The sequence below is a fragment of the Cognatishimia coralii genome (genome assembly GCF_037478305.1).
Lineage (GTDB): Bacteria > Pseudomonadota > Alphaproteobacteria > Rhodobacterales > Rhodobacteraceae > Cognatishimia > Cognatishimia coralii.
In genome coordinates this window covers 480,047-501,770 of sequence record NZ_JBBGAZ010000001.1, presented here as the reverse complement: position 1 = coordinate 501,770, position 21,724 = coordinate 480,047, and the positions used below count along the sequence as shown (strand labels likewise).

Sequence of the window (21,724 nt, the reverse complement as noted above, 5' to 3'; positions counted from 1 at the left end):
GTGCGGGACTGTGGACGCGAGAAACACTGAACCTTATGACAAGGCCAGCGTTTCAATCATAAAGCTGGACCCGATAGAATGAAGAAATTCGTCGCAGCAAAACTGCACGGTATCCGCGTCACTGAATCCGATCTGAATTATCATGGATCCATTACATTGGATCCGGATCACTGTGAATCCGCCGGCATTTTGCCAATGGAGTTCGTCGATATCTGGAACAAGCAGAGCGGGGCGCGGATATCGACCTATGTGATCTATGGTGACCGCGGCGCGCGTCAGTGCATTCTAAATGGCGCTGCTGCACGGACGTGCCAAGTCGGAGACGAGCTGATCATCTGTTCCAGTGATTTTCTTCCAGCAGACCAGGTCACAGAGATCGCACCGAAAGTTCTGACGTTCTGCGAGAACAACGAAGTGGCAGAGGTTTTGATTTATGAAACCACGCGAGATGCCTCGGGCGCGTTGAGTTTCGCGATAACCAAAGATGGACAGAAACAACCGATACCTTTGAAAGCGTCATAGGACGAGGCGGGTAGGTTGGTTGTGTGCGGTAAGTCGCTGAATTTTATAACTTAAGCGCAACTTAAAGCATCGCCAAATTCAACACCCGCATTACGCATAATGATGAATCCGCAAAAAATCGGTGACGCGTAGTGCGCGTTTTGTTCTGACTGCACCCGACGCAGACGGACCTTACTAGGTCTCGATGTGTTGATAGCGGTGAGACTGTTCAGGTTCCGTCTGCATCGGATCTGAATGGGTGGAAGTTCGGGTTGCACCCCGGAAAACCATTCGCGCTCAAAATGGCACGTCGCTATGCGATTTTCAATCCCTATCAACATTAGATTTTCCCGTGACCGGGGGGTGGAAGTCCCGCCACGGGTTTAGGGGGAAGGCGCGGCCTTCGGGTCGCGCCTCAACCTCTCTCAGGGAAGGCCTGCCTTCCCTCTAAAATATCAATACTTCCCCCGCGCCGGGCAGGCGCAATGATTGGTATTGAAAGGGAAATGGAATGCCGAAAATTGGAACAATGGAGCAAGTTGTAGACCAGAAAACCGGTGAGGTTCTGGACATGTTCGCGGGGCACTGCGAAATCAAAGGGGTAGGGCGCTTTAAGGCTGAGCCAAACCCGCGTCAAACGGGTGATCTGGCTCCGACGCACCTGATCATGGTTAAGGGTCGCGAAATCGGCTGTATGTGGCTGCGTGGGCCTGATGTGCGCGGGAACACCTATTACGAAATCAAGCTGGACGGCTATCCGCTTGAGCGTGCATGGTATGTTCGCGGGTTCCAGAAGCTCGGCGAGGATGAGAAACCGCTGAGCGGTCAATTTGAACTGAATTACACGGCCCCCCGAAAGGTCGCTGGAGAAGCGGCATGACGGGGAACACTCACGGCGGGGCTGCGCAAAAGCGCGGCCCCGATTTCACTTCCGGGAACAGCTGGCCGATGCGTGAGGAACCTGCGCCGCTGGTTCTTGAGAAATCCTTGCCCGATGGTCCCTATGATCGCTTTGGCAGGACATACACGCCGCGCCAGAATGCCGTTGAGGGCCGTGGCCGCTGCGAAATCTACTGCAAGCACTGTGACGCCCGGTTTTCGACCGAAAAGGAAGCCGCGCGCCACGTCGCGCTGACCCAGCACCATGTGATTGTTTCGCGGGCTCATGAGATCGTGCCTGTCGACACGCATGACGATTGGACGCTTTGGGAAGACGGCGCGGGTGTTTCCTACGGTGATCGCTACCCGGAGTACGTGTGATGGGAGAGATGACTTACGTTGGTCGAAGGATCGTCAAGGCGGGATTGAAGCATTGCTTCATAGAAGGGCATGAAGAGGACAAGTTGACCTTTTACCCCAAGGTGAAGGCGAGCCGATTTGCGGGCGCGATAATCGGCGCAACCTATAAATTTGAGGATGATAGAATTCCGACAATTTGGGGCAAGTGCCAATTGGGCATGGTTGATGGGCGCCGTAAGCTGGAATGGGAACTTGAGGACCGTTTGTCGGTCGAGGAAAACAAGCAAAGAAACTTGGACCCTAGCGGTGAACTAACGGACGTCATTGCGCGGTTGCGCTTCTTTAGGTTTCGGCTGAACGGGCGGTCAAGGGCTCTGTTTGATACGTGGTTGCTTCGCGAGCTGTCGAAGTGATCGCGCGCGTAGCGCGCCTCATGGGGGCGTCCCTGTAACACGCCCCCATAGAATTACAAAAATGATGAGAATGGGCAGAATGATGAAAAACGTATACGCGAATTTTGACGGTTTGGACCTGTCTTTCCATGGGTCGGTTCCCGAGGGTTTGATTGACACTCTAGAGCAAGCCAAAGGTGCGGCTGTAGAGGCCCGGGAACCTGTTTCTGCTGATCTTGGCGGCGTGCCTGTGATGGTGCGCGAAACTGGCCGTCGCGGTGGCTATAAGTTTGTCTTTGACACGGGCGAGGACGGTGAAATCTGGGCCATGATGGGGGCAAATGAGCCCGGTGGCCGCTGGATGCTGCATTGCTCGGTGCGCTCTGCCGCGTTTGTCCAATATGGCGGTCTTGAAGCCATCAAAGAGCGCCTGAGTGAGCGCCTGAAAGCGTTTGGCTTTGAATCGACGCGCTGCCCGAAATCAAGCCGCTTTGAGAGTGTTTCCCGTGTGGATTTCGCGATGGATTTCCATATGGATGAGTTCATTTTGGAGCCTGAACGGTTCTCGACCAAGGCCGGAACTAAGAGCCATTTTGAGGGCGTTTCGGCGCATTGGGCGGGTCGCACATGCACGGGCGTGACCATGGGAAAAATGCCTAATCGGCAAGTGAACGTCTATGACAAGTCCCGCGAAATTCAGGTGACCCGCAAGGACTATTGGTGGAAGGTTTGGGGCATTGATCCCGCCGATCATGAAGCTCGCCCGAAGGTTTGGCGCATTGAACTGCGTGCCGGGAAGCGGTTTCTATCTGAGGCTTGGAAGCTCCATACCTTAGAGGATATAGAGGACGCTATCGGCGATCTGATGGCCGATACCCTACGTAAGGTACGGTACGTAGACCTAACTGATAGCAATGTGACCCGATGCCCTGACGCTACGTTATGGCAACGCGCCTGTGATGTGGTGCGTCATGGCCTTTGGGATCACTTCGCAGGCCTATGCCCCGATGCGGTCAAAGAGACCGTGCGTGAGCGCTTTGACCTGACCATGACCCAAATGCTGCGCGGGGTCGCAATCACATATGCCGCCGTAAAGAGCGGTTCCCGAAATTTGGCCGAGATACAGCGCCAAATTGAAGCGGTCGTGGGTGATGTCCTGCGATCAATCGAAACCGATGCCGAGGACTGCGAGAAAGCCGTAAAGCGGGCGCAGGATCGGTATCGACTGCTAGAGGTGGAAGCATGGCAGAAGAAACGAAACAGGCCTCGCCCGGATTGGCTGAGCGCGTGAAGCAAGTGAGGACATTGGTCAAAGAGGCGGCTGATGCGCCGATGATGGCAAAGCCTGCGGCGATCACGTTTGCGGTTTTGCAGGCTGTGGATCTTATGGAAGAGATCGCGGTGCGCTTGGATGGGTTAGGGGGTGGCGATGCCTAACTTGTCCCCCGGCACGATTGTGGCCGAGACAAAATGCGGCGACTGCGGGAAGCCTGTAAAGGTGAAGCTGAATAAGAACGGCAACGCCTATTACAACTGCCCGCACGTCGATGAAAATCTAGAGCGCTGCAATCATAGTCAGCGATGGGGCAAGGCCTCGTCTCAAAAGATGCAGCGTAATTTCATCGCGTCCCGCAAATCCCAAGAAAACATTGATGAGGTAAAGAGCCATGAGCCTGCCGACGCCGCCGAACCAATCGGAACAGACACCGGAGTTTCAAAGCACCCGGATCGAGACGACCCATTCAGCGCCTTCGCCTGATGATGGCTCGCACCTTGACGCAATCCAGATGCCGGATTTGGATTCGGACTATGTGGACCCGGATGCGCCGATTAATCTGGATGACCTGGACGATCCTAGATTAAACCCCGAGCCTGAACAGATCACACGTGATGCTTTTTGGCTGGTGTTTAAGACGGCCTTTGATTTGCCGGGTCAGATGATGCGCGACTTTAAGCCGCTCGGCATTGCGCCTGATGAGGAAGCTGGTGCGCGCGCTGCGTCTGATAGCGTCTATGCCTTGCTGGAAATCTACTACCCGGCTGCGCTGATGCCCCAGAGTGAAACCTTGGCGCATTTGTTCGTGGCGGGGCCGTTCATCGCAGGCAAGGTGATGGTCGTGCGTCAAATTATGATGGCGCGCCGCGCCCCGCCGCCGCGTCCTGTCGCGCCAGCCGCCGAGGCTCCGCCTGAGCAAAGGCCGTCTGGTGATCCATCGGCGTTCTTGGACAATGAACAGGTGGCGGCATGAGTAAGTCAAACGTTGGCCGCATAGGTGTCTGGGGTGCGTCCGGGTCAGGGAAATCCTCATACGTAAAGAAGCGGATCAAGGGGCAAAAGCGCCTCGTGGTGTTTGATCCTTTGGACGAATACGGCCCCCTATGTAAGGTAAGGGCCACGTCACCCGAACAGGTGCGCATTGCCATGCGGGATAACTGGCAGGGGTTCACGGTGCGTTATGTGCCGCGCGCGGGCAATGAGCCGCGTGAGCTATCTGCGCTCTGTCGCCTTCTGTTTGCGGCGCAGCAACCATTCAAGGATCAGGGCGGTGGTATGCCTGTCACGCTGGTGGTTGAGGAAATGAATCTGTCGTTTCCGGTCCATGGTGGTGACGTGAAATGTCCGGGCTTTGCCAATGCGTGCAGCCGTGGCCGTCACTATGGGATTGAAATCTACGGCCTGAGCCAAAGGATTGCCGAGGTGTCCACCAGATTCAGAGGGAACACTGACGAAACCGTTGTGCTGCGCCAAAAGGGGCCGCGCGATCTTAAGGCGGCGTCTCATGAGGTCGGCTTGCCTGAAAGCCACATCGCGCTGCTGCAAAACCTTGATTACATCCACGAAAAACAGGGGAAACACACGAAAGGTAAACTTTCTTTCAAATAGGGCAATTTTCCTACGTAGGGTAGGATAACCCTAGGTAGATTTGCCAAGTGTGAACTCGCCCCATTAATTGGCCCCTGTGTGATGAGCGCAGGGGCCTTTTGAATGGGTGGAAACATGACAAAGACAATCGCCACTGCTGTGATTTCTGGACTGATTGTCTGGTACATTACGGCGCGACTGTCTGGCCCCCGCGCGAACTCGAACAAATCGGGTTTTTTGGCTTAATCGAAAGGGGAAACCATGCCTAACAAAGCACAGCTGAAAATGCTGCTGACCGTGACCGCAGGCGTTATTGCCGCTGGTTACGTGATGTCTCAATTTCGCGACGTTGGCGTGATCGCGGATGCGCGTGACGGCTTCGGTCGCTAAGAGGGGGGTCTGAGCATGGCACGAATTGTGCGAAAGCTTCCGACGCCTCAAGGTATCGGCGCGGGTCAAACCGCAACCGTGAACTGTCCGCTGGGTCTGACCTATGAGCGCATTTACATCTACCTGAACGTAGATGTGGCGTCTGTGGCGACTGCCGTTGCGCATGGCGATTGGGGCACCTATCTGGGCGAAATCCGCCTTATGGTAGATGGTGATGCCAAGTTCACGATGGACGCGGCTGACATTGCTTCCATGAACAAGTTCTACGGCCAAACTCTGAAGGCTGGCGTCTTGCCGATCTTCTTGGCACGTCCTTGGATGACCACGCCGCAAGGTCAGGACCAAACGTCCTACGGCACTGCTGCAGGTCTGTCTAACTTCACCATCGAAATTGATGTGAAGGCAGGCGTCACCGTGAACACGCTGGAACTGTCTGCGCAGCAATCGCCGGGCACGCCTTGGGGTCCGCACTTGGCGGTTCGCAAATATGTGGTCAACCATGGCGTTGTCGGCAAGCTGGAAATCTCTGATATCCGCAAAGCTGCCTACAGCCTGTTCGCTCTGCATGTGGCCTCTGGCGATATCGACGATGTGGAAGTCATCGTGAACACGCGCGAATTCCTCAAAATGAGCCCTGCGATCCGCGCGGCACATCATGAGGTGTATGAGCGCGTGCCGCAAACTGGCTTCACTCACATTGACTTTGCAATGGACCGCATTGGCGAAGCGCTACCGATGATGGTGCAAGATTTCCGGCTCGGCCTGGACTTCACTGCCACGGGCAATAGCGCGGTCTACGCCGAGGCGATTGAACCAGCTTAAACCGCAGAAGGGGCGGCGCGGCTCGGCCCGCGCCACTCCATAATCAAGGGGAAAATCATGAGCATTTGGGATGGCATTCCATATGAGCTTCAAAGCCCGACATGGCGGAACGCTGGCAATAAGACGAACCGTCTGGCTGGTGAATGGGATCCAAGCTTGAACACCGACATGGCGACAACGTTTCTGGATCATCAATACCGCGTTGCTAAAGCGGCGGGCGAGACGAACACGGTTCAGGTGGATGGGACGGCTGGTTTTGTGAACATGCTTTCGGGCTTCGCAAATCAGGCTCTCAACAGCATGGGCGTTCAGCCTGAGCAAACCATGAGCAACGTTCATCCTGCGGCCTTTGGCCGTCGCGATGCTGGCCTGAGTGACAACACGCTGATTATCGTCGGCCTTGTCGCTGCGGGTCTCTACTTCGCAACCAAGGCGTAGGCCTATGGACGGTATGCCCTCCCTCGGCCTGTCAACGGGTCCGGCCCTTTCTGAGGCTGGATCTGGTGGCGGCGCCACAGGGACGGGGGAATTTAATTTCAAGCCGAGGGGCGGTCTTATTCAGCAAGCCCTACCGCTTGTAGCACTTGTGGCAGTCGCATGGCTTGTGAGCCGCAAGTAAAGTTTCTGGCGGCGTGTTGGTCGTCCGCCGCTGCCAGAGACTTAAAACTGATTGGCGATGCGTCACCGCATGACTTGGCTGTTTTTGAGCGTCAGGTGCGATCAGGGGAATGGCAGCTATGGGACGTAACCTATTTGGGGGATCGTCTCGGCTGTCTGATCTGGTCGGTTGAGCATGAAGGTGATGCGCATTCGCTGATCATCAACGCCGCTGCGGCTCGGTCTGTCAGCGGCGTTGACCTCACAAAGGCGATGCTGGCGGCGTTCCAGAGCATCGCGACCACGAGCGGCGCAAGGGCAATTCGATGCTGGACCAGCCGCGACGGGCTACGCCGCAAACTTGAGAATTTCGGCGCGACATCGCGCTACGTTATGGAGTTGACCCTGTGAGTAGTTCCAGCAGTTCAAGCGCAACAAGCACCACGAACGCCGATCATCGCGTTGCTGCCGATGGTGGCTCTACGGCTGTCAGCGCTGGCGGCGACGTAAGTGTGCACATTGTGCCGGACGAGGCCTTTGAGATGGGCGAGGCGGCATTGATGGAAATGGCTGATCTGGCACATGGCTCCATGAATATCGGTTTGGCGCATTCTGAGGTTGTTGCTGACACTTTGTCAGAGGCGCTTTTTGAAACCCAACGCTCTGCCAAAACTGAGGCGGCGCAATTGTCTGAAACCTTCATCAAAATGGCGATCCCGGCGGCTGCGCTGGCTTTTGTCGCCGGAAAGCTGTTGAAATGAACGCACCTAAATATGCCGCTGACACGTGGGCGATTGATTCCGGTGATGTGCTGGAAATCTACCGCCGAGGCCAGTTCATCAAATGCCTGGACGCGACTGCGCGGTTTAAAATTTCCTTTGATGATGGACCAGAAACGGACTTCCGCAAGGGGCTGACCTTTGAGCCTGAGCGCATGTTTAGCAAAGTTCGGATCATTAACCCCTCTGCGGCTGCGATTTCGGTGGAGTTGGCTTTTGGTGAAGGCGGGATTTCCGACAACAGTCTTGTGCTGGAAAACAGTCTTGATGTGGCTCTAACGCCACCTGATACGCTGACCGATGTCGTTCCGGTCAATGTGGGGGCAGGGGCCACGGCTCAGTTGATCGGGGCGAATACGGCCCGCTCCGAGGTTCTTGTGCGCAATCTGTCGTCAACTGAACGGGTTTGGGTGCAGGGCGCGGCGTCGGCAACGGCCCGTGGCATGAACTTGGACGGCGGCGAGGGGCTTATCCTGTCTACTCAGGCGGCGGTGCATGTCTACAATCCTTCGGGGGTTGCAATCGACATTGCCGTTATTGAATTGGAGAAATCCGCATGAGTGGCTTTCTGACAAACCCGGCAGGATCTGCCCCAATGACGGGCGCGGCTATCAAGGTGGCCTATGAAAGCCAGCCTGATACGAACGAATTCACAGACGCCGAGAAAACAAAACTTGGTCAGTCGTCGGTTTTTACTGCTGGTGAGAAAACCAAACTTGGAAGTGTTGCGCGTTGGTTCAGTGATGTCGCTGAAATGGTTGCGTCGGCGGCCAATGTGACAGGTGACGTTGTTGTGGTTGCGTCTGGCTACAATGGGGAGTCGGAAACCTTCAGTATTGTTGCTGACGGCACTCACGCGACGGCTGATGGTAAAGGCGTTGTGGCATTAACAGGGATCAGCGGCCAAGCGGTATCCTCTCGTGTGAAATTCAACAGTTTCGCCGATTTTACGGCTGATGGTCGTCCATTTGCCAATGGCCGGATTTTGACCGTTGCGGGTGTAGGTGATTTTGAGGCGGTTTCTGCGGGCGCTGCGGCCAGCAATGCGGGCGGGCAGGGCTTTGTGCCTTCTGGAACTGTGACGCCGTTTCACTTCGGCTGTGTTGAGGAACCAGAGGGGACTTATGGCGGCACGGATCAATCGGCCAAAGTGCAAGCCTTCTTTGACTACATCAACGCCAATGCGCTGACCGATGTAAATTGGACCGGGGCATTCTCGATTGCAAATCCGGTGACGCTTGGGGCGACATCTGAGGTCAAAACCATGTATTGCCGTGGCCGTCTGTTTCTGCGGGCCATGGTGAACCTTCCGGGGTCTGTGTTCCGCGTTGATCGTCTCCGCGCGGATAGCATCTGGGGGGATCTGAATGTTGATTGCCTGGGCGGTGCGGATTACGCGATCCGGCAGACGCCCGTTGCAATCGAATTAGGCAATATTTCTCGCGCTAAGCTTGGAACTTGGCGCGGTCGCTATGCTCAAATCTGGGGTGTTTGGTGCACAACTGAGCCCGGGGTGAAAAACTCAAATCTAATCAAAGCGGACAAGCTTATGGGCTGGTCCTGTGGCTCTGGCTATAGTCTGGCTGGGCGCTCACACACGGGCACAATTGGCTCTAAAATCGACTACGGAACGGCGGGTTCCACCTCTCAGGCCACGCGGATTTCTGTTGCCAATGTTGGCGAGAACTCACCGGCTGCTTTGGCGAATTATGGCATTGAGGGTGCTACCGATCCGTTTGTCGCAGGTTTCGCGGCCAATGACAGCAATCCGAAATTTGTTGAGATTGCTGGGCGGCTCTACCATGTGATCTTTGAGGATCGGGCGGGGTTTAACTTCTGGGTCTATCCCCGCGTCCCAGCCTCTGTTCCCGATGGGACCGCATTCCGTTGGATTTTTGGTGGTGGCGTTGGTTTCTTTGGCGGTGACAGCAACGTGGCCGAAATTGGGATTATTGAGGCCGCAAGCTGCGGGATCGGGGTGTCCTTCGGCATGCTCTATGGGCCAAAGGTCGGCATGTTGCTTACTGATGCCGTTGGTATTGCGGCCCATATCGGGGGTAATACGGGAAATTCCTGTTTCGGAACGCGGGTTGACAGTCACTATATCGAGGGGGCTGACCACCACATCGTGACCAGTTCCATTGATTGCGATTTCGAAATCGGCAACACCTTTGCTTTGGACATCGGAAAGATCAAAACCACGGTTAATCCCTCCGATGCAGCAGGTAATGACACCAAGCTTTATCCGCCTATCCAGAAGGGCCGCGTATCAGCCGCGGGGATCGTGCTGGAAAACGCAAAGCAATCGAATAACGCGGTGGGGTCAACCCATGATTTTACCATCGACCGCGCCAACAAGCATGATGTGATCAAAATCGATACGGTAACGGTCAATCTCGCGCTTTTGGATCACATCAATGAGGTCACGGGCGTTGATAGCGGCCTTTTGACGGTGATTGGAACCGGGGTAGGGTCAGCGCCTACCGAGATCACTTTTGACCCGCCCGCGGGTCATTCTGTGAACGGTGGCGCAGCCGATGCTACAGCAGTGTTCAGCACATTCACCAAGCCAGGTCATTTCAAGATCATGCTGGATATTGCCAATAGCAATTGGCTGGTGGTGGGCGATGAGTAAAGCGCTGGGGGCTATCGCTTTTGTTGGCGCGGTTGGTGGCCTGTACTACCTCTGGCGCGAAAATGAGCGCCAGAAGGCTGGCTTCGATATGGAACGCGAGGCGCTCTATTACGAGGCGCAATGGCAGGCTGAGCAGCGCCGCCTTGCAGAACAGCAACCGCAACAAAATCCGTGGGCACCTGTCATTCAATGGGGATTGGGGGAAATCATGAACCGAGGCAACACAAACAACACCACAACCGGAAATGGCCTAGGCGGCTTCCTTGATGGCCTCTTTGGCCGAAACAAGGCCACGTCAGGGGCAGGGGCGTCCCGTAACGGTGCGCAGGCTGGTGGCAGCGCTGGGGCTGAGTTCTCAGGCATGGGACCGGGTGGCGTTGACTTTGGCGCGCATGAACGCCGCTACGGGCTTCCGGGCGGCTACCTCGAGCGCACGGCGCAGATCGAAAGCGCTATGAACCCCAACGCCAAGAACCCACGTTCAAGCGCTGGTGGCCTGTTCCAGTTCATCAACTCGACTGCGCGCGAATATGGCCTTGTGGATCGCTATGACCCTGTGGAATCGACGGATGCCGCGTCTCGTCTGGCGCGCGACAATGCGAACTATCTGCGCCGCAAATTGGGCCGAGAGCCAACCGCGGCTGAGCTTTACCTTGCGCACCAGCAAGGAGCAGGTGGAGCCGCTCGGCTGCTGGCCGATCCGAACCGTCGCGCCTCTGAGGTCGTCGGCGCTGACGCGGTGCGTCTCAACGGCGGCAACGCAAATATGACCAGCGGCCAGTTTGCCGATAAGTGGCTGGACAAGTTCAATGCGGGGTACGTCTGATGCCTGCGCCTTTGATCTGGGGCGGCTTGTTTGTCGCTGGCCTCTACGGCTTCGGCTGGGCCGCGAAAGAGACGGGCGAGGCGGCTGAAAGCATGTCCAGGCTCACGAAATACGGGATCGTCGCAGGCGGGCTCTACGTGAGCTATCGCGCCCTGAAATCGTCGGGGGCGCTGAAATGACGATAACGCCAGAGGCCGTCATTCAGGTGATTGAACTCGGGGTTCTGACCGGGATTTTCTACCGTATGGGGCGCTTTGGCGCGGAAATTTCTGCCCATGATGGGCGGATTGATAAGCTGGAGAGTAAGCTATGATTAAATCAATTCTGATCTCAAAAATCCTCGGTTCTGCGTTCCGTCATATTCTGGGCGCCGGCGGCGCGTTTGTCGTCGGCAATGGGCTTGCCGATGCGGCAACGGTGGAAACCGCAATCGGCTGTGCTATGACGCTTGGTTCATTCGGGCTGTCGGTCGGTGAAAAGTACCTCAAGGCGTCCTAAAGGCGGCTGTGATCACGCGGCTTATCGTCCGGGTCGAAATCTTAAGCTGATCGGCGATTTCTGTGTTGGAATGACCGCGCTTTGCAAGCCGGATAACTTCGCGATTTCTGAGAGCCCGATTGTGGGCCGCTTGGGTGTCGCAGGCCTCTTTAGCGTGGTGAATGATCGTCGCCGTTGGGATGTCTCGGGGTAGGGTTACCGCATTTACGCAATCGGATAGTCTGGCCTTGTCGTACTGAGCGGCCTTAGCGAGCTTCCTTCCGGCTGATCTGAGGCGCTTAAAGTGGTCTTTCACAGCCTTTTCTCGGCCCATATCCTTTTCTAGGCGCTCTATGTCATGGCGGATGGATTTGAGTTGTTTTTCAAGGGATTGCTCAACAGACTTTAAGTGACGCAAGGGGGTAGACATGGGAAATTTCTCGTTCGTTAACTTTTTTGTCTAGGTGGAAACCAAAAAAGTCCTTGCAATCCTGACGAAAGTGAGGAAATTCTGTGGTTGTTGATAGCGGATAATGATGATTATGTAAATAAAAACACAATACGGATATATGAATATACGCCATCCTACAGATCAAAATTGTGACTTGGTAACCTTATAACAGGTTTAACCGGAACGCCCCATCTGGACGTCAGGACACCTTCGCGATAAACGACTCGTGTTGAATGGAGAAATTATGACATCAATTCTTGTCCTTAACGGCCCGAACCTGAACCTGCTCGGCACCCGCCAACCAGAAGTTTATGGCCGAACCACTCTGTCTGACATTGAAGCCATGTGTCAGGACCACGCCAAAGCGCGTGGCTTTGAGGTTTCTTTTTTACAATCCAACCACGAAGGTGCGCTTGTAGATGCGATCCACGCGGCGAAAACCGTGCACAACGGGATTTTGATAAACGCTGGCGCCTACACGCACACATCAATCGCAATTCATGACGCGATTGCTTCTGTAGAATTACCAGTCTGCGAATTACATCTCTCGAACATTCACGCACGTGAAGAGTTCCGGCATCATTCTTATATTTCAAAAGTTGCGGTCGGAATGATCTGTGGGTTTGGTGCCCATGGATATGTCTTGGGGTTGGACGCGCTTTTTAATCACTTAGGACTTTGAACTTATGCCCCTCACCCAGCTCGCATTTATTGAAGATCTGGTAAATACGACATCTCTTGAAGAGCTTTGGGCCAAGCATCTCGGGAAAATGCAAACCTTTGGGTTTGATCGCGCACTTTATGGGTACACGATGTTTCGTGCTGGAGATAACCTTGGCGATCCCGAAGATTTCGTGATCCTGTCCAATCATGATCGCGCATATCTGGACGAGTTTTTTGCCAAACGCATGTTTACCCATGCGCCGATGGTGAAATGGTCGCTTGAGCACGACGGCAGCGTCAGCTGGTCCATCATGGAAGACGCCTACCGTCGTGGCGACTATAGCCGTGAAGAGCTTGACGTTGTCGAGTTCAATCGCGTTTGGGGGATCACTGCCGGCTATTCCGTAAGCTTCAAATCGTTGTCGCCGCGCTCTAAGGCCGGTATCGGTTTGGTTGGAAAACCCGGAGCCAGCCAGGCTGATGTTGATGCAATCTGGGCCGCGCACGGCCAAGAGATCACCCTCCTCAATAACATCTTTCACCTTAAGGTTTTGCAGCTTCCATACAGCTATCCAAACCGCGCCTTAACCAGTCGTCAGCGTGAAGTTTTGGAGTGGGTCAGCGATGGGAAAACCACTCAGGACATCGCTTTATTGATCGACAGAACATCTGCAACGGTTGAGAAACATTTACGCCTTGCCCGTGAGTCTCTGGGCGTGCAGACTACGGCGCAAGCTGTTTCCAAGGCCACATTCCAGAACCAGATTTTCCGGTATGAACTATAAAGGATTACCTTCGAGAAACCACAACCTATGCGTGAATTAATGTTGTAAAAACAAGGCAATAGGCGCTTTGTTATAAAGTACGGATTTCCGGACTACGCCTCTTTCCGCTAGGTTAATATTTTAGAGGTGTTCCGTGAGTGTGGCTTTAGCCTAGGAACTTTTAGGCGCAATCCCAGCAATTTCTGGGCTCTGCGCCTAAAGTCTTTAAAACAAAGCGAAAATTTATCTACGCCTGCAGAATCATTCGGGTCACGGTTAGATAGAAATCTACAGGTGCATACAAAAACACCGCCCGAGTTTTTTAACCCGCGCGGCGTTTAAATATTATGTAAAAAACTTAGCCTTGCGCTGCTTTTGCAACTTCTGCGGCAAAGTCTTCTTCTTTTTTCTCGATGCCTTCGCCAACTTCCATGCGGACGTAACCAACGATTTCAGCGCCTGCTTCTTTCGCAGCTGCTTCGACGGTCAGGTCTGGGTTGATGACGAAATCCTGGCCCAGAAGAGTGACTTCAGACAGGAATTTCTTCATGCGGCCGACGATCATTTTCTCGATCACTTGCTCTGGCTTGCCAGATTCACGTGCGATCTCGATTTGAACGTTGCGCTCTTTTTCAACAACCGCTGGGTCCAGGTCTGCTTCAGACAGGGACTGAGGCGCTGCTGCTGCGATGTGCATTGCAACCTGCTTGCCGAATGCTTCGTCGCCGCCTTTCAGCGCAACCAGAACACCGATTTTGCCCATGCCGTCGGTTGCTGGGTTGTGGACGTAAGAAGTCACAACGTCGCCTTCAACGGACGCCATGCGGCGCACGGACATGTTTTCACCGATGGTCGCAACCGCGTCGGTGACGGTTTCTTCAACGGTCTTACCGCCCAGATCCGCTGCTTTCAGCGCGTCAACGTCGGCAACGTTGATGGCTGCGCCTGCGATCTTCGCAACCATCGCTTGGAAGTCAGCGTTTTTACCAACGAAGTCGGTTTCAGAGTTCACTTCAACAGCAACACCCTTGCCACCCTCAACAGTCACGGCAACAAGGCCCTCTGCTGCGGTACGGCCGGATTTCTTAGCGGCTTTCGCGAGGCCTTTGGTGCGCAGCCAGTCGATTGCGGCTTCTTGATCACCATCGGTTTCGGTCAGCGCTTTTTTCGCGTCCATCATGCCTGCGCCGGTCATCTCGCGCAGTTCTTTCACCATTGCGGCTGTAATCGCCATCTTGGTCTCTCCTAGAATTAAGGTGGGTAATGGGGGCGGATCTACCCTGCCCCCATGAAAGATTTATTACGCGTCTGCGGCAGCTTCTTCGGACGCTTCAGCAACAGCTTCTTCTGCTGGCGCTTCTTCGAACTCGCCCAGATCGACGCCGGCTGCGCCCATCATGGCGGTCATGCCGTCCAGAGCTGCGCGGGACGCCAGATCACAGTACAGAGCGATCGCACGGGATGCGTCGTCGTTGCCTGGGATGATGTAGTCAACGCCATCTGGGGAACAGTTGGTGTCGACAACAGCCACAACTGGGATACCCAGTTTGTTGGCTTCGGCAATCGCCAGTGCTTCTTTTTTCACGTCGATGACGAAGAGCAGGTCAGGTGTGCCGCCCATTTCGCGGATACCGCCGAGGGACGCTTGCAGCTTGCCCTGGTCACGTTCCATGCCCAGACGCTCTTTCTTGGTGAGGCCTTCTGCGCCGGATGCCAGTTTCTCGTCGATCTCGTTCAGACGCTTGATGGACTGGGAAACGGTTTTCCAGTTGGTCAGCGTGCCACCGAGCCAGCGGTGATTCATGTAGTATTGTGCGGATTTCTCAGCAGCATCTGCGATCGGGCCGGACGCCTGACGCTTGGTGCCAACGAAGAGAACGCGGCCGCCTTTAGCAACGGTTTCACGAACAGCGTTCAGAGCCGCGTCCAGCATTGGAACGGTCTGGGTGAGGTCCATGATGTGGATGCCATTGCGCGAGCCATAAATGAACTCGCCCATACGGGGATTCCAGCGTTGTGTTTGGTGACCAAAGTGTACGCCTGCTTCCAGCAGCTGGCGCATGGTGAACTCAGGAAGAGCCATGCTTATTTTCCTTTTCCGGTTTACGCCTTGGTGAGGAGGGAGATCCCATTTGGGACAACCGGCGGACGTTTGAGGATTTCTCCCTCAAAGCACCCAAACCTCACCTGCGAGATTGAATGGGCGGCTGATACTGTGGATTTCGGGGGCACGCAAGGGGGTAAAGCGTCAAATACGCCTTATTTTGCGGGTTTTGACGTTGATATTTCGCTGAAATGCGCCGCGCGGGTGGTTTCTTCGAGATCCAGCGCTAAAACCTTGCGATTTTCAAAGCTGTTCACGGGTTTTGGGTCGTGAAACACCAGTTCGATCCGTCCTTGTTTCGGGGTCGACAGAATGTGGAGCACATTTGGGATCAGGTCCATATCGCCCCACCAGCCGTAATAGCGCGGATCTTCTCCTTCAGGGGCGTGGTAGTTCACAGTGATCGGCTGCACATAGGATTGATCGCGCAAGGCCTCGCTGAAAAACGCCTGAAACAAGGTGGTTTTAAAAGGCAAAACGCGATTGGCATCTGTCGACGTTCCCTCTGGAAAGAAGAGCAACTTGTGCCCTGCCCCGAGCCTCTGTTCAAACAGATCCTGTTGCAGCTTCGCCTCTCGCCGTTCCCGAGCGATGAACACGGTGCCCGTTGCCTTGGCGAGCGTTCCAATACCGGGCCAGCCCGCGACTTCGGATTTTGACACGAAATAAATCCGCTGCGGCGCGTTAAGCGTGAAGATGTCCAGCCAGCTCGCGTGATTGGCCACAACCGCACCAGGGTGGCGCATAGGACGGCCTTTGATCTCGTAGGGAAAGCCGATCAGCCAGATCACCGAGCGGCAAACGAAACAGGTGATATAGGGCGTGATGGGGCGGCGTTGGCCAAACAAGGGGCGCTCGATTAGGCGCACCAGCAGCAAAATCACCAGACAGATCGCGATGACCAAAACACCCGGAACACCACGACGGATCACGCGGAGCCAGTCCCACCCTTTGGGCGCGCGCTGCGCGATATAGTTCTCATCGCCGGTCCAGGTCGGGGTCAAGATTTGCCTCCGCTGCCGTAGATCTTTTTCTGCGTGGCGCTCAGCCGTTCTGTGTCCATCACGAGGCAGACATCAGTCGTATTGAAGACCTTATCAACATAGGCCCCCTCGCCCACGAACCCGCCAAGACGCAAATAGCCTTTGATCAGCGCAGGCACCGCCAACATCGCAGCGCGACGATCCAGATCGTCATAGGCAATGCGGTTCATGTCTGTGAAATGTTGCGGCAGCGCACGCACGCGCAGCTCTTCGGGGGCCAGATGGCGGTGATGCAAGAGCGACAGAGACGGCGCGAGGCTGTCCAAATCCGTGCCATGAAAACTGGCCGTCCCGAACAGGATGTCGATGTCATGGGCGCGCACATAATCCGCCAGCCCGTTCCAAAGAACATACATCGCCGTGCCGCCGCGATAGTCTGCAGCAAGGCAGGAACGACCTAATTCCAACAGCTTACGCCCGCTTTCCTTGAGTACCGAGAGATCATATTCGTCTTCGGTATAGAACTGCCCGACCTGAGGCATCTGATCATCGCGCAGCAAACGGTAAACGCCCACGATCTGCTCAGAAACAGTTTCACCGCGCGCTTTGTCCAAAAGCATAAGGTGGTCAAAGAAAGGGTCGAACTTGTCCCGCTCAAGCTGATCATCGTGATCGACCATCGGCCCATCGCCGCCCATTTCCTGCACAAACGCCTGATAGCGCAAATGCTGAGCCGCGCGGATGTCTTCGTCTGTTTCGGCCAAACGCAGCAGAAAATCAGGGTGCGAGGCGCTCATTTTAGGTCAGACATCCATTCATTGCGTTTTCGGAGTGATACGCGCCGGCTTCTGAGTTGGCAACGCGGAATACGGGGTAGCCCCAAGTATCGGTTAACGAGAGTTCGCCCTACGTTAAGTGTTGATTAACCTTCTAGGTGTCATCTGTAATCACAAGCGCAACGCGAGCAGCATCTATGACAACTTTCCCCGCTTCCCTGAAGTTCACTGTGATTTTCCCACCCATATTGGACTGCACCTGACCGACGCCCCAAGCGGGTTGACCCGGGTGTTTCACCAACATGCCGGGCTCCAGAAACTCGTTGTGATTTTCCATGTTTTTAACTCGTTTAAGGTTTTTCAAATGTCTAATTCAAACTACGCGGACTTGGTAGCCTCTCGGATCTGCCATGACTTGATAAATCCGGTCGGTGCCATCGCAAACGGTGTTGAACTGTTTGAAATGACGGGCGGGGCCGAAGCGGAGATGGAGCTGATTTCCGAGGGCATCTTCCATACCAGCGCACGGGTGCGTTTCTTTCGGATCGCATTTGGGGTGAGCGACGCAGAACAGACGATCTCAACGACCGAAGTTAAGAGTATTTTTGACGATTGTAGCAATGAACGAGTGATCATTCAGTGGCGCGTGGATCAACCTATGCCAAGGCGCGAACTGCGGGCGGCTTTTCTGGCTATTCTATGCGTTGAACAGGCCTTGCCTCGTGGTGGCGACATCGTCATTTCCCATGACAATGGCTGGCAGATCATCGCCAATGCCGATGCGATTGATGCGGATCCATTGCTATGGGAGCCATTGGCAGAAAACGAAGCCCCAACGCATGTCTCGCCGACAACCGTGCCCTTCGCACTCTTGCCGCAAACACTGAAAGAGCTGCAATTTTTGCCGACAGTCCTGATTTCAAACACAAGACTGTCGCTCTATTTTGATTGATCCGCTTAGGCGCGGGTGGTGCCGTCTCCGGTGACCAGATATTTAAAGCTGGTCAACTGGGCCGCGCCCACCGGGCCGCGTGCGTGCATTTTTCCTGTCGCGATGCCGATTTCCGCGCCCATGCCAAATTCCGCGCCATCGGCGAATTGCGTTGAGGCATTGTGCATCAGAATTGCGGAATCTAGACGGGTGAAAAAGCGGTCTGCGACGGCTTGATCTTCGGTGATCACGCAATCGGTGTGGCTGGAGCTAAACGTGTTGATATGCGCAATCGCACCATCAACGTCGTCGACAACTTTTGCTGCGATATCCATGTCCAGATACTCGCGACCCCAGTCCTCTGCCGTTGCTGGCATCGTGCCTGCAATGGATTGCAAAGCCTCGTCGGCATGAACACGCACGCCTGCATCGATCAGCGCCTTTAGAACGCCAGTGCCGATGGTGCCGGCGATGTCTTTGTGGATCAGCAGACACTCTGCGGCACCACAGATCCCGGTGCGACGGGTCTTGGCGTTCATCACCACCTCTAGCGCCTTCACAGGGTCGGCGTCTTTATCCAGATAGATGTGCACGATGCCTTCCAGATGGGCAAAAACAGGCACGCGGGCTTCGCGTTGAACAAGGCCGACAAGGCCTTTGCCGCCGCGAGGCACGATGACGTCGACCGTGTCGACCATGGTTAGCAATTCCTGAACGGCCGCGCGATCTCGGGTTGGGATCAGCTGTATGGAATCCTCTGGCAGACCCGCATCCTTGAGGCCTTTGACCAAGCAAGACTGGATCGCGCGCGAGCTGTTAAAGCCCTCAGAACCGCCACGCAATATAACCGCATTGCCTGATTTCAGACATAGCGCGCCTGCATCCGCGGTCACATTCGGACGGCTTTCATAGATCACACCCACGACGCCCAAAGGCGTGCGCACGCGTCGGATATTCAGCCCGCTAGGGCGGTCCCAATCGGCCAGAACCTCGCCCACAGGATCGTCCTGCGCGGCGACAGCGCGTAGCCCGTCGCAAATGCTTTGAATGCGCGCTTCATCTAGCATCAGGCGATCCATCATGGCATCGCTGAGGCCCTTGTTGCGGCCATAGTCCATATCCAGAGCATTGGCCTCGATAATCTCGGCACGCGCCTCCCAAACGGCATCGGCAGCGGAATTGAGCGCTTTGGCTTTCGCCTCGGCCGGGGCAAAGGCCAGCTCTGCACTGGCGGCTTTGGCGCGCTGGCCAATCTCTGCCATGAGGGCGGGAATATCTGCGATGTCCTTCATCAGATCTGTCCTTTGGTCTGTGTGGTGCCGAAGGGAGCCTCCGGCGGGAGTATTTGCGGCAAGATGAAACCTAAAGCGCCATGTCGTCGCGGTGGATGATAACAGAGCGGGCCGGGTAGCCAAGGATGGCTTCGAAGTCCGAGCTGTGTTTGCCTTTGATGGCTTGTGCCTCAAGGCTTGTGTAGGCTGTGAGCCCCTGGCCGAGTTTGCGCCCGTCCTGAGCAAGGATTTCGACCGGGTCGCCGCGTTCAAAATCGCCTGTGACACCGGAGATACCAGCGGGCAAAAGGCTTTTGCCTTTTTGCAGAGCGGTTTCGGCGCCCTGGTCGACGGTGATCTGGCCCTGGGGTTTCATCGAGGAGATCCAGCTTTTGCGCGCCAGTTGAGGCGTGCCTTTGGCTGTGAACCATGTGGTGTTGGCACCGTTTTCGAGCGCCTTCAGCGGGTTCAGCGTGGAGCCTTCGGTAATTGCCATAGCGCAGCCGCCACTGGTTGCGGTTTTGGCCGCCCAGAGTTTGGTGATCATGCCGCCTTTGGACAGGCCAGAGGTGCCCTCGCCCGCCATGGCTTCGATCTCGGGGGTGATATCCGTGACTGTGTCGAAACGCTTGGCGGATGGGTCTTTTTGCGGGTTGCCAGAGTAGAACCCGTCCACATCCGAGAGCAGGATTAGTTGGTCTGCGCCGGTGGTCAGCGCGATTTGCGCGGCCAAGCGGTCGTTGTCGCCGTAACGTATTTCGTCCGTCGCTACGGTATCGTTTTCATTGACGATAGGCAGCACGCCAAGGGTCAAAAGCTGCGCCAATGTCGCGCGCGAATTGAGGTAGCGACGACGGTTGGCGCTGTCTTCAAGGGTGACGAGAACCTGCGCGGTGGTGATGCCGTGGGGTTTCAGCGCGTCTTCATAGGCACCGGCGAGGCGGATCTGCCCGACCGCGGCAGCCGCTTGGGATTGATCGAGTGGCAAGTCTTTGTTGCCAAGGGACAGCACGCCGCGACCCAAGGCGATCGAACCTGACGAGACGATCACGATGTCTTTGCCCATGCCCTTGAGCCAGGCCACATCCTCAGCGAGGCTCTTCAGCCAGTCCTCACGCAAAGCGCCAGTGGTCCGGTCCACGAGAAGTGCAGACCCGATCTTGATCACCAGTCGTTTTGCGTCGCTTAAGGCTGCCAAGGTGCGGGTTCCTCATCCCGTTTCTTTTCGCGTAGGCGCGTGTCGTCGATTTGGCTGCGTAAGGCGCGCAGCACATCGGTCACGCCTTCCTGGCTTGCGCCAGACATCAGCATGACAGGGCCGCCGACGGCCGCCTCGAGTTCCTCTTTCAGGAACTCGCGTTCCTCAGCATCCATTGTGTCGATCTTGTTCAACACGGTGATGCGCGGCTTTTCAGCCAATACGCCGCCGTATGCTTCGAGTTCTCCAATGATGGTTTTGTAGTCGCCAACTGGGTCGCCAGAGGTCCCATCGACCAGATGCAACAGCACGGCGCAGCGTTCTACGTGCCCAAGGAAGAGGTCACCAAGGCCCCTGCCCTCGGAGGCTCCTTCGATCAGGCCCGGAATATCTGCGACGACGAATTCTACGTTATCCACGCCGACAACGCCGAGGTTCGGATACAGCGTGGTAAACGGATAATCCGCAATCTTAGGCCGCGCATTCGAGGTTGCCGCCAAGAACGTCGACTTGCCCGCATTCGGCAGACCCAACAGACCCGCATCCGCAATGAGTTTCAAACGCAGCCAGATCGTGCGTTCGATGCCTTCTTGGCCGGGGTTCGCACGGCTTGGCGCTTGGTTGGTTGAGGTCTTAAATCGCAGGTTGCCCCAGCCGCCATTGCCGCCTTTGGCGAGCAATACGCGTTCACCAACCTCTGTGAGGTCCGCGATCAGGGTCTCTTGATCCTCATCAAGGATTTCGGTGCCCACGGGCACGCGCAAGATGATGTCATCGCCCGAGGCACCCGTGCGCTGGTTGCCCATGCCGGACTGACCGGTTTTCGCAAAAAAGTGCTGCTGATAGCGGAAATCGATCAGCGTGTTCAGGCTCTCGACCGCTTCGGCCCAAACCGAACCGCCATTTCCACCGTCGCCGCCATCAGGGCCACCGTATTCGATGAATTTCTCGCGCCGAAAGGACACGCAACCGCTGCCACCCCCGCCCGAGCGGATATAGACCTTGGTCAGATCGAGGAATTTCATAAGAGGCGTCCTTTGGGGTTTTGCGAAGTCCCCTGCC

Annotated in this window: 32 protein-coding genes; 23 read left to right on the top strand and 9 right to left on the bottom strand. The window is 55.6% G+C overall.

The genetic code is table 11. From position 1 onward, the window contains the following. Positions 1 to 78 precede the first annotated feature (78 nt). From panD to WG622_RS02530, 20 genes are all read left to right on the top strand, one after another. Positions 79 to 522, top strand: a complete 444-nt coding sequence (gene panD / locus WG622_RS02625) for an aspartate 1-decarboxylase (RefSeq protein WP_339402162.1) — start codon at positions 79 to 81, stop codon at positions 520 to 522. A 490-nt stretch (positions 523 to 1,012) separates the two neighbouring features. Continuing rightward, positions 1,013 to 1,381, top strand: a complete 369-nt coding sequence (locus tag WG622_RS02620; protein ID WP_339402161.1) for a hypothetical protein — start codon at positions 1,013 to 1,015, stop codon at positions 1,379 to 1,381. Next, the gene (locus WG622_RS02615) at positions 1,378 to 1,761 is read left to right on the top strand and encodes a hypothetical protein (protein ID WP_339402160.1); all 384 of its coding nucleotides are present in this window, start codon (positions 1,378 to 1,380) and stop codon (positions 1,759 to 1,761) included. Before WG622_RS02620 ends, WG622_RS02615 begins: the two co-directional genes overlap by 4 nt. Next, positions 1,761 to 2,153 carry a hypothetical protein gene (locus WG622_RS02610; protein ID WP_339402159.1) on the top strand — a complete coding sequence of 131 codons (393 nt, stop codon included), beginning with the start codon at positions 1,761 to 1,763 and terminating at the stop codon, positions 2,151 to 2,153. The genes WG622_RS02615 and WG622_RS02610 overlap by 1 nt, the downstream gene beginning before the upstream one ends. Before the next feature lie 79 nt (positions 2,154 to 2,232). Beyond that, positions 2,233 to 3,423 carry a hypothetical protein gene (locus tag WG622_RS02605; protein ID WP_339402158.1) on the top strand — a complete coding sequence of 397 codons (1,191 nt, stop codon included), beginning with the start codon at positions 2,233 to 2,235 and terminating at the stop codon, positions 3,421 to 3,423. Then, positions 3,375 to 3,569 carry a hypothetical protein gene (locus WG622_RS02600; protein WP_339402157.1) on the top strand — a complete coding sequence of 65 codons (195 nt, stop codon included), beginning with the start codon at positions 3,375 to 3,377 and terminating at the stop codon, positions 3,567 to 3,569. Before WG622_RS02605 ends, WG622_RS02600 begins: the two co-directional genes overlap by 49 nt. Then, positions 3,562 to 3,891: a recombinase zinc ribbon domain-containing protein gene (locus WG622_RS02595; protein ID WP_339402156.1), complete on the top strand. Its 330-nt coding sequence runs from the start codon at positions 3,562 to 3,564 to the stop codon at positions 3,889 to 3,891. The genes WG622_RS02600 and WG622_RS02595 overlap by 8 nt, the downstream gene beginning before the upstream one ends. Beyond that, complete coding sequence (locus WG622_RS02590) at positions 3,800 to 4,381, top strand: hypothetical protein (RefSeq protein ID WP_339402155.1); 582 nt, start codon at positions 3,800 to 3,802, stop codon at positions 4,379 to 4,381. The genes WG622_RS02595 and WG622_RS02590 overlap by 92 nt, the downstream gene beginning before the upstream one ends. Beyond that, the gene (locus tag WG622_RS02585; RefSeq protein ID WP_339402154.1) at positions 4,378 to 5,016 is read left to right on the top strand and encodes a hypothetical protein; all 639 of its coding nucleotides are present in this window, start codon (positions 4,378 to 4,380) and stop codon (positions 5,014 to 5,016) included. The genes WG622_RS02590 and WG622_RS02585 overlap by 4 nt, the downstream gene beginning before the upstream one ends. Positions 5,017 to 5,256: 240 nt before the next feature. After that, entirely contained in the window at positions 5,257 to 5,385 is a 129-nt protein-coding gene (locus WG622_RS02580; RefSeq protein WP_339402153.1) for a hypothetical protein, read from the top strand. A gap of 15 nt (positions 5,386 to 5,400) precedes the next feature. Then, positions 5,401 to 6,207, top strand: a complete 807-nt coding sequence (locus WG622_RS02575) for a major capsid protein P2 (RefSeq protein ID WP_339402152.1) — start codon at positions 5,401 to 5,403, stop codon at positions 6,205 to 6,207. Positions 6,208 to 6,264: 57 nt separating this feature from the next. Continuing rightward, entirely contained in the window at positions 6,265 to 6,645 is a 381-nt protein-coding gene (locus WG622_RS02570) for a hypothetical protein (RefSeq protein ID WP_339402151.1), read from the top strand. 159 nt (positions 6,646 to 6,804) lie between these two features. Then, complete coding sequence (locus tag WG622_RS02565; RefSeq protein WP_339402150.1) at positions 6,805 to 7,215, top strand: hypothetical protein; 411 nt, start codon at positions 6,805 to 6,807, stop codon at positions 7,213 to 7,215. Further along, a complete protein-coding gene (locus WG622_RS02560) occupies positions 7,212 to 7,565 on the top strand; it encodes a hypothetical protein (RefSeq protein WP_339402149.1) in 354 nt (117 codons plus the stop codon). The genes WG622_RS02565 and WG622_RS02560 overlap by 4 nt, the downstream gene beginning before the upstream one ends. Beyond that, complete coding sequence (locus WG622_RS02555) at positions 7,562 to 8,143, top strand: hypothetical protein (RefSeq protein WP_339402148.1); 582 nt, start codon at positions 7,562 to 7,564, stop codon at positions 8,141 to 8,143. The genes WG622_RS02560 and WG622_RS02555 overlap by 4 nt, the downstream gene beginning before the upstream one ends. Next, positions 8,140 to 10,218 carry a hypothetical protein gene (locus WG622_RS02550; protein WP_339402147.1) on the top strand — a complete coding sequence of 693 codons (2,079 nt, stop codon included), beginning with the start codon at positions 8,140 to 8,142 and terminating at the stop codon, positions 10,216 to 10,218. Before WG622_RS02555 ends, WG622_RS02550 begins: the two co-directional genes overlap by 4 nt. Beyond that, positions 10,211 to 11,044: a transglycosylase SLT domain-containing protein gene (locus WG622_RS02545; protein WP_339402146.1), complete on the top strand. Its 834-nt coding sequence runs from the start codon at positions 10,211 to 10,213 to the stop codon at positions 11,042 to 11,044. The genes WG622_RS02550 and WG622_RS02545 overlap by 8 nt, the downstream gene beginning before the upstream one ends. Continuing rightward, positions 11,044 to 11,223: a hypothetical protein gene (locus WG622_RS02540; RefSeq protein WP_339402145.1), complete on the top strand. Its 180-nt coding sequence runs from the start codon at positions 11,044 to 11,046 to the stop codon at positions 11,221 to 11,223. The genes WG622_RS02545 and WG622_RS02540 overlap by 1 nt, the downstream gene beginning before the upstream one ends. After that, positions 11,220 to 11,357, top strand: coding sequence for a hypothetical protein (locus WG622_RS02535; protein WP_339402144.1), 138 nt, complete (start codon positions 11,220 to 11,222; stop codon positions 11,355 to 11,357). The genes WG622_RS02540 and WG622_RS02535 overlap by 4 nt, the downstream gene beginning before the upstream one ends. After that, on the top strand, positions 11,354 to 11,542 hold the full coding sequence (locus WG622_RS02530; protein WP_339402143.1) for a Pam3-gp28 family putative phage holin: 189 nt from the start codon (positions 11,354 to 11,356) through the stop codon (positions 11,540 to 11,542). Before WG622_RS02535 ends, WG622_RS02530 begins: the two co-directional genes overlap by 4 nt. Here the strand turns inward: WG622_RS02530 and WG622_RS19210 are convergent. Then, positions 11,529 to 11,855 (bottom strand): LuxR C-terminal-related transcriptional regulator, encoded by a 327-nt coding sequence (locus tag WG622_RS19210; protein WP_369077066.1) that lies wholly within the window; start codon positions 11,853 to 11,855, stop codon positions 11,529 to 11,531. The genes WG622_RS02530 and WG622_RS19210 overlap by 14 nt on opposite strands. A 361-nt stretch (positions 11,856 to 12,216) precedes the next feature. Between WG622_RS19210 and aroQ the strand changes: the two genes are divergently transcribed. After that, complete coding sequence (gene aroQ, locus WG622_RS02520) at positions 12,217 to 12,654, top strand: type II 3-dehydroquinate dehydratase (RefSeq protein ID WP_339402141.1); 438 nt, start codon at positions 12,217 to 12,219, stop codon at positions 12,652 to 12,654. Positions 12,655 to 12,658: 4 nt separating this feature from the next. Next, complete coding sequence (locus WG622_RS02515) at positions 12,659 to 13,420, top strand: LuxR family transcriptional regulator (RefSeq protein ID WP_339402140.1); 762 nt, start codon at positions 12,659 to 12,661, stop codon at positions 13,418 to 13,420. 337 nt (positions 13,421 to 13,757) lie between these two features. Here the strand turns inward: WG622_RS02515 and tsf are convergent, their stop codons facing one another. The 5 genes from tsf to WG622_RS02490 form a co-directional block, all read right to left on the bottom strand. Further along, positions 13,758 to 14,633 carry a translation elongation factor Ts gene (gene tsf / locus WG622_RS02510; protein ID WP_339402139.1) on the bottom strand — a complete coding sequence of 292 codons (876 nt, stop codon included), beginning with the start codon at positions 14,631 to 14,633 and terminating at the stop codon, positions 13,758 to 13,760. 66 nt (positions 14,634 to 14,699) lie between these two features. Continuing rightward, on the bottom strand, positions 14,700 to 15,482 hold the full coding sequence (gene rpsB, locus WG622_RS02505; protein WP_339402138.1) for a 30S ribosomal protein S2: 783 nt from the start codon (positions 15,480 to 15,482) through the stop codon (positions 14,700 to 14,702). 176 nt (positions 15,483 to 15,658) lie between these two features. Beyond that, the gene (olsA, locus tag WG622_RS02500) at positions 15,659 to 16,507 is read right to left on the bottom strand and encodes a lyso-ornithine lipid O-acyltransferase (protein ID WP_438838828.1); all 849 of its coding nucleotides are present in this window, start codon (positions 16,505 to 16,507) and stop codon (positions 15,659 to 15,661) included. Next, complete coding sequence (gene olsB, locus WG622_RS02495) at positions 16,504 to 17,283, bottom strand: L-ornithine N(alpha)-acyltransferase (protein WP_339402137.1); 780 nt, start codon at positions 17,281 to 17,283, stop codon at positions 16,504 to 16,506. Before olsB ends, olsA begins: the two co-directional genes overlap by 4 nt. A gap of 133 nt (positions 17,284 to 17,416) precedes the next feature. Then, positions 17,417 to 17,599, bottom strand: coding sequence for a DUF3553 domain-containing protein (locus WG622_RS02490; RefSeq protein WP_209356341.1), 183 nt, complete (start codon positions 17,597 to 17,599; stop codon positions 17,417 to 17,419). A gap of 27 nt (positions 17,600 to 17,626) precedes the next feature. Here WG622_RS02490 and WG622_RS02485 point away from each other — a divergent pair, with 27 nt between their 5' ends. Next, on the top strand, positions 17,627 to 18,214 hold the full coding sequence (locus WG622_RS02485; RefSeq protein WP_339402136.1) for a histidine phosphotransferase family protein: 588 nt from the start codon (positions 17,627 to 17,629) through the stop codon (positions 18,212 to 18,214). Between the two features lie 5 nt (positions 18,215 to 18,219). On the opposite strand, the gene WG622_RS02480 is transcribed toward WG622_RS02485, so the two are convergent. The 3 genes from WG622_RS02480 to obgE form a co-directional block, all read right to left on the bottom strand. Beyond that, complete coding sequence (locus tag WG622_RS02480) at positions 18,220 to 19,485, bottom strand: glutamate-5-semialdehyde dehydrogenase (protein ID WP_339402135.1); 1,266 nt, start codon at positions 19,483 to 19,485, stop codon at positions 18,220 to 18,222. A 70-nt stretch (positions 19,486 to 19,555) separates the two neighbouring features. Further along, entirely contained in the window at positions 19,556 to 20,662 is a 1,107-nt protein-coding gene (gene proB, locus WG622_RS02475; RefSeq protein WP_339402134.1) for a glutamate 5-kinase, read from the bottom strand. Further along, complete coding sequence (obgE, locus tag WG622_RS02470; protein WP_339402133.1) at positions 20,650 to 21,687, bottom strand: GTPase ObgE; 1,038 nt, start codon at positions 21,685 to 21,687, stop codon at positions 20,650 to 20,652. The genes proB and obgE overlap by 13 nt, the downstream gene beginning before the upstream one ends. Positions 21,688 to 21,724: the final 37 nt, after the last annotated feature.

Coding starts and splice junctions, on each gene's coding strand:
- panD (WP_339402162.1), top strand. CDS start 79: ATGAAGAAATTCGTCGCAGCAAAACTGCACGGTATCCGCGTCACTGAA.
- WG622_RS02620 (WP_339402161.1), top strand. CDS start 1,013: ATGCCGAAAATTGGAACAATGGAGCAAGTTGTAGACCAGAAAACCGGT.
- WG622_RS02615 (WP_339402160.1), top strand. CDS start 1,378: ATGACGGGGAACACTCACGGCGGGGCTGCGCAAAAGCGCGGCCCCGAT.
- WG622_RS02610 (WP_339402159.1), top strand. CDS start 1,761: ATGGGAGAGATGACTTACGTTGGTCGAAGGATCGTCAAGGCGGGATTG.
- WG622_RS02605 (WP_339402158.1), top strand. CDS start 2,233: ATGATGAAAAACGTATACGCGAATTTTGACGGTTTGGACCTGTCTTTC.
- WG622_RS02600 (WP_339402157.1), top strand. CDS start 3,375: ATGGCAGAAGAAACGAAACAGGCCTCGCCCGGATTGGCTGAGCGCGTG.
- WG622_RS02595 (WP_339402156.1), top strand. CDS start 3,562: ATGCCTAACTTGTCCCCCGGCACGATTGTGGCCGAGACAAAATGCGGC.
- WG622_RS02590 (WP_339402155.1), top strand. CDS start 3,800: ATGAGCCTGCCGACGCCGCCGAACCAATCGGAACAGACACCGGAGTTT.
- WG622_RS02585 (WP_339402154.1), top strand. CDS start 4,378: ATGAGTAAGTCAAACGTTGGCCGCATAGGTGTCTGGGGTGCGTCCGGG.
- WG622_RS02580 (WP_339402153.1), top strand. CDS start 5,257: ATGCCTAACAAAGCACAGCTGAAAATGCTGCTGACCGTGACCGCAGGC.
- WG622_RS02575 (WP_339402152.1), top strand. CDS start 5,401: ATGGCACGAATTGTGCGAAAGCTTCCGACGCCTCAAGGTATCGGCGCG.
- WG622_RS02570 (WP_339402151.1), top strand. CDS start 6,265: ATGAGCATTTGGGATGGCATTCCATATGAGCTTCAAAGCCCGACATGG.
- WG622_RS02565 (WP_339402150.1), top strand. CDS start 6,805: ATGGCTTGTGAGCCGCAAGTAAAGTTTCTGGCGGCGTGTTGGTCGTCC.
- WG622_RS02555 (WP_339402148.1), top strand. CDS start 7,562: ATGAACGCACCTAAATATGCCGCTGACACGTGGGCGATTGATTCCGGT.
- WG622_RS02550 (WP_339402147.1), top strand. CDS start 8,140: ATGAGTGGCTTTCTGACAAACCCGGCAGGATCTGCCCCAATGACGGGC.
- WG622_RS02545 (WP_339402146.1), top strand. CDS start 10,211: ATGAGTAAAGCGCTGGGGGCTATCGCTTTTGTTGGCGCGGTTGGTGGC.
- WG622_RS02540 (WP_339402145.1), top strand. CDS start 11,044: ATGCCTGCGCCTTTGATCTGGGGCGGCTTGTTTGTCGCTGGCCTCTAC.
- WG622_RS02535 (WP_339402144.1), top strand. CDS start 11,220: ATGACGATAACGCCAGAGGCCGTCATTCAGGTGATTGAACTCGGGGTT.
- WG622_RS02530 (WP_339402143.1), top strand. CDS start 11,354: ATGATTAAATCAATTCTGATCTCAAAAATCCTCGGTTCTGCGTTCCGT.
- WG622_RS19210 (WP_369077066.1), bottom strand. CDS start 11,855: ATGGGCCGAGAAAAGGCTGTGAAAGACCACTTTAAGCGCCTCAGATCA.
- aroQ (WP_339402141.1), top strand. CDS start 12,217: ATGACATCAATTCTTGTCCTTAACGGCCCGAACCTGAACCTGCTCGGC.
- WG622_RS02515 (WP_339402140.1), top strand. CDS start 12,659: ATGCCCCTCACCCAGCTCGCATTTATTGAAGATCTGGTAAATACGACA.
- tsf (WP_339402139.1), bottom strand. CDS start 14,633: ATGGCGATTACAGCCGCAATGGTGAAAGAACTGCGCGAGATGACCGGC.
- rpsB (WP_339402138.1), bottom strand. CDS start 15,482: ATGGCTCTTCCTGAGTTCACCATGCGCCAGCTGCTGGAAGCAGGCGTA.
- olsB (WP_339402137.1), bottom strand. CDS start 17,283: ATGAGCGCCTCGCACCCTGATTTTCTGCTGCGTTTGGCCGAAACAGAC.
- WG622_RS02490 (WP_209356341.1), bottom strand. CDS start 17,599: ATGGAAAATCACAACGAGTTTCTGGAGCCCGGCATGTTGGTGAAACAC.
- WG622_RS02485 (WP_339402136.1), top strand. CDS start 17,627: ATGTCTAATTCAAACTACGCGGACTTGGTAGCCTCTCGGATCTGCCAT.
- WG622_RS02480 (WP_339402135.1), bottom strand. CDS start 19,485: ATGAAGGACATCGCAGATATTCCCGCCCTCATGGCAGAGATTGGCCAG.
- obgE (WP_339402133.1), bottom strand. CDS start 21,687: ATGAAATTCCTCGATCTGACCAAGGTCTATATCCGCTCGGGCGGGGGT.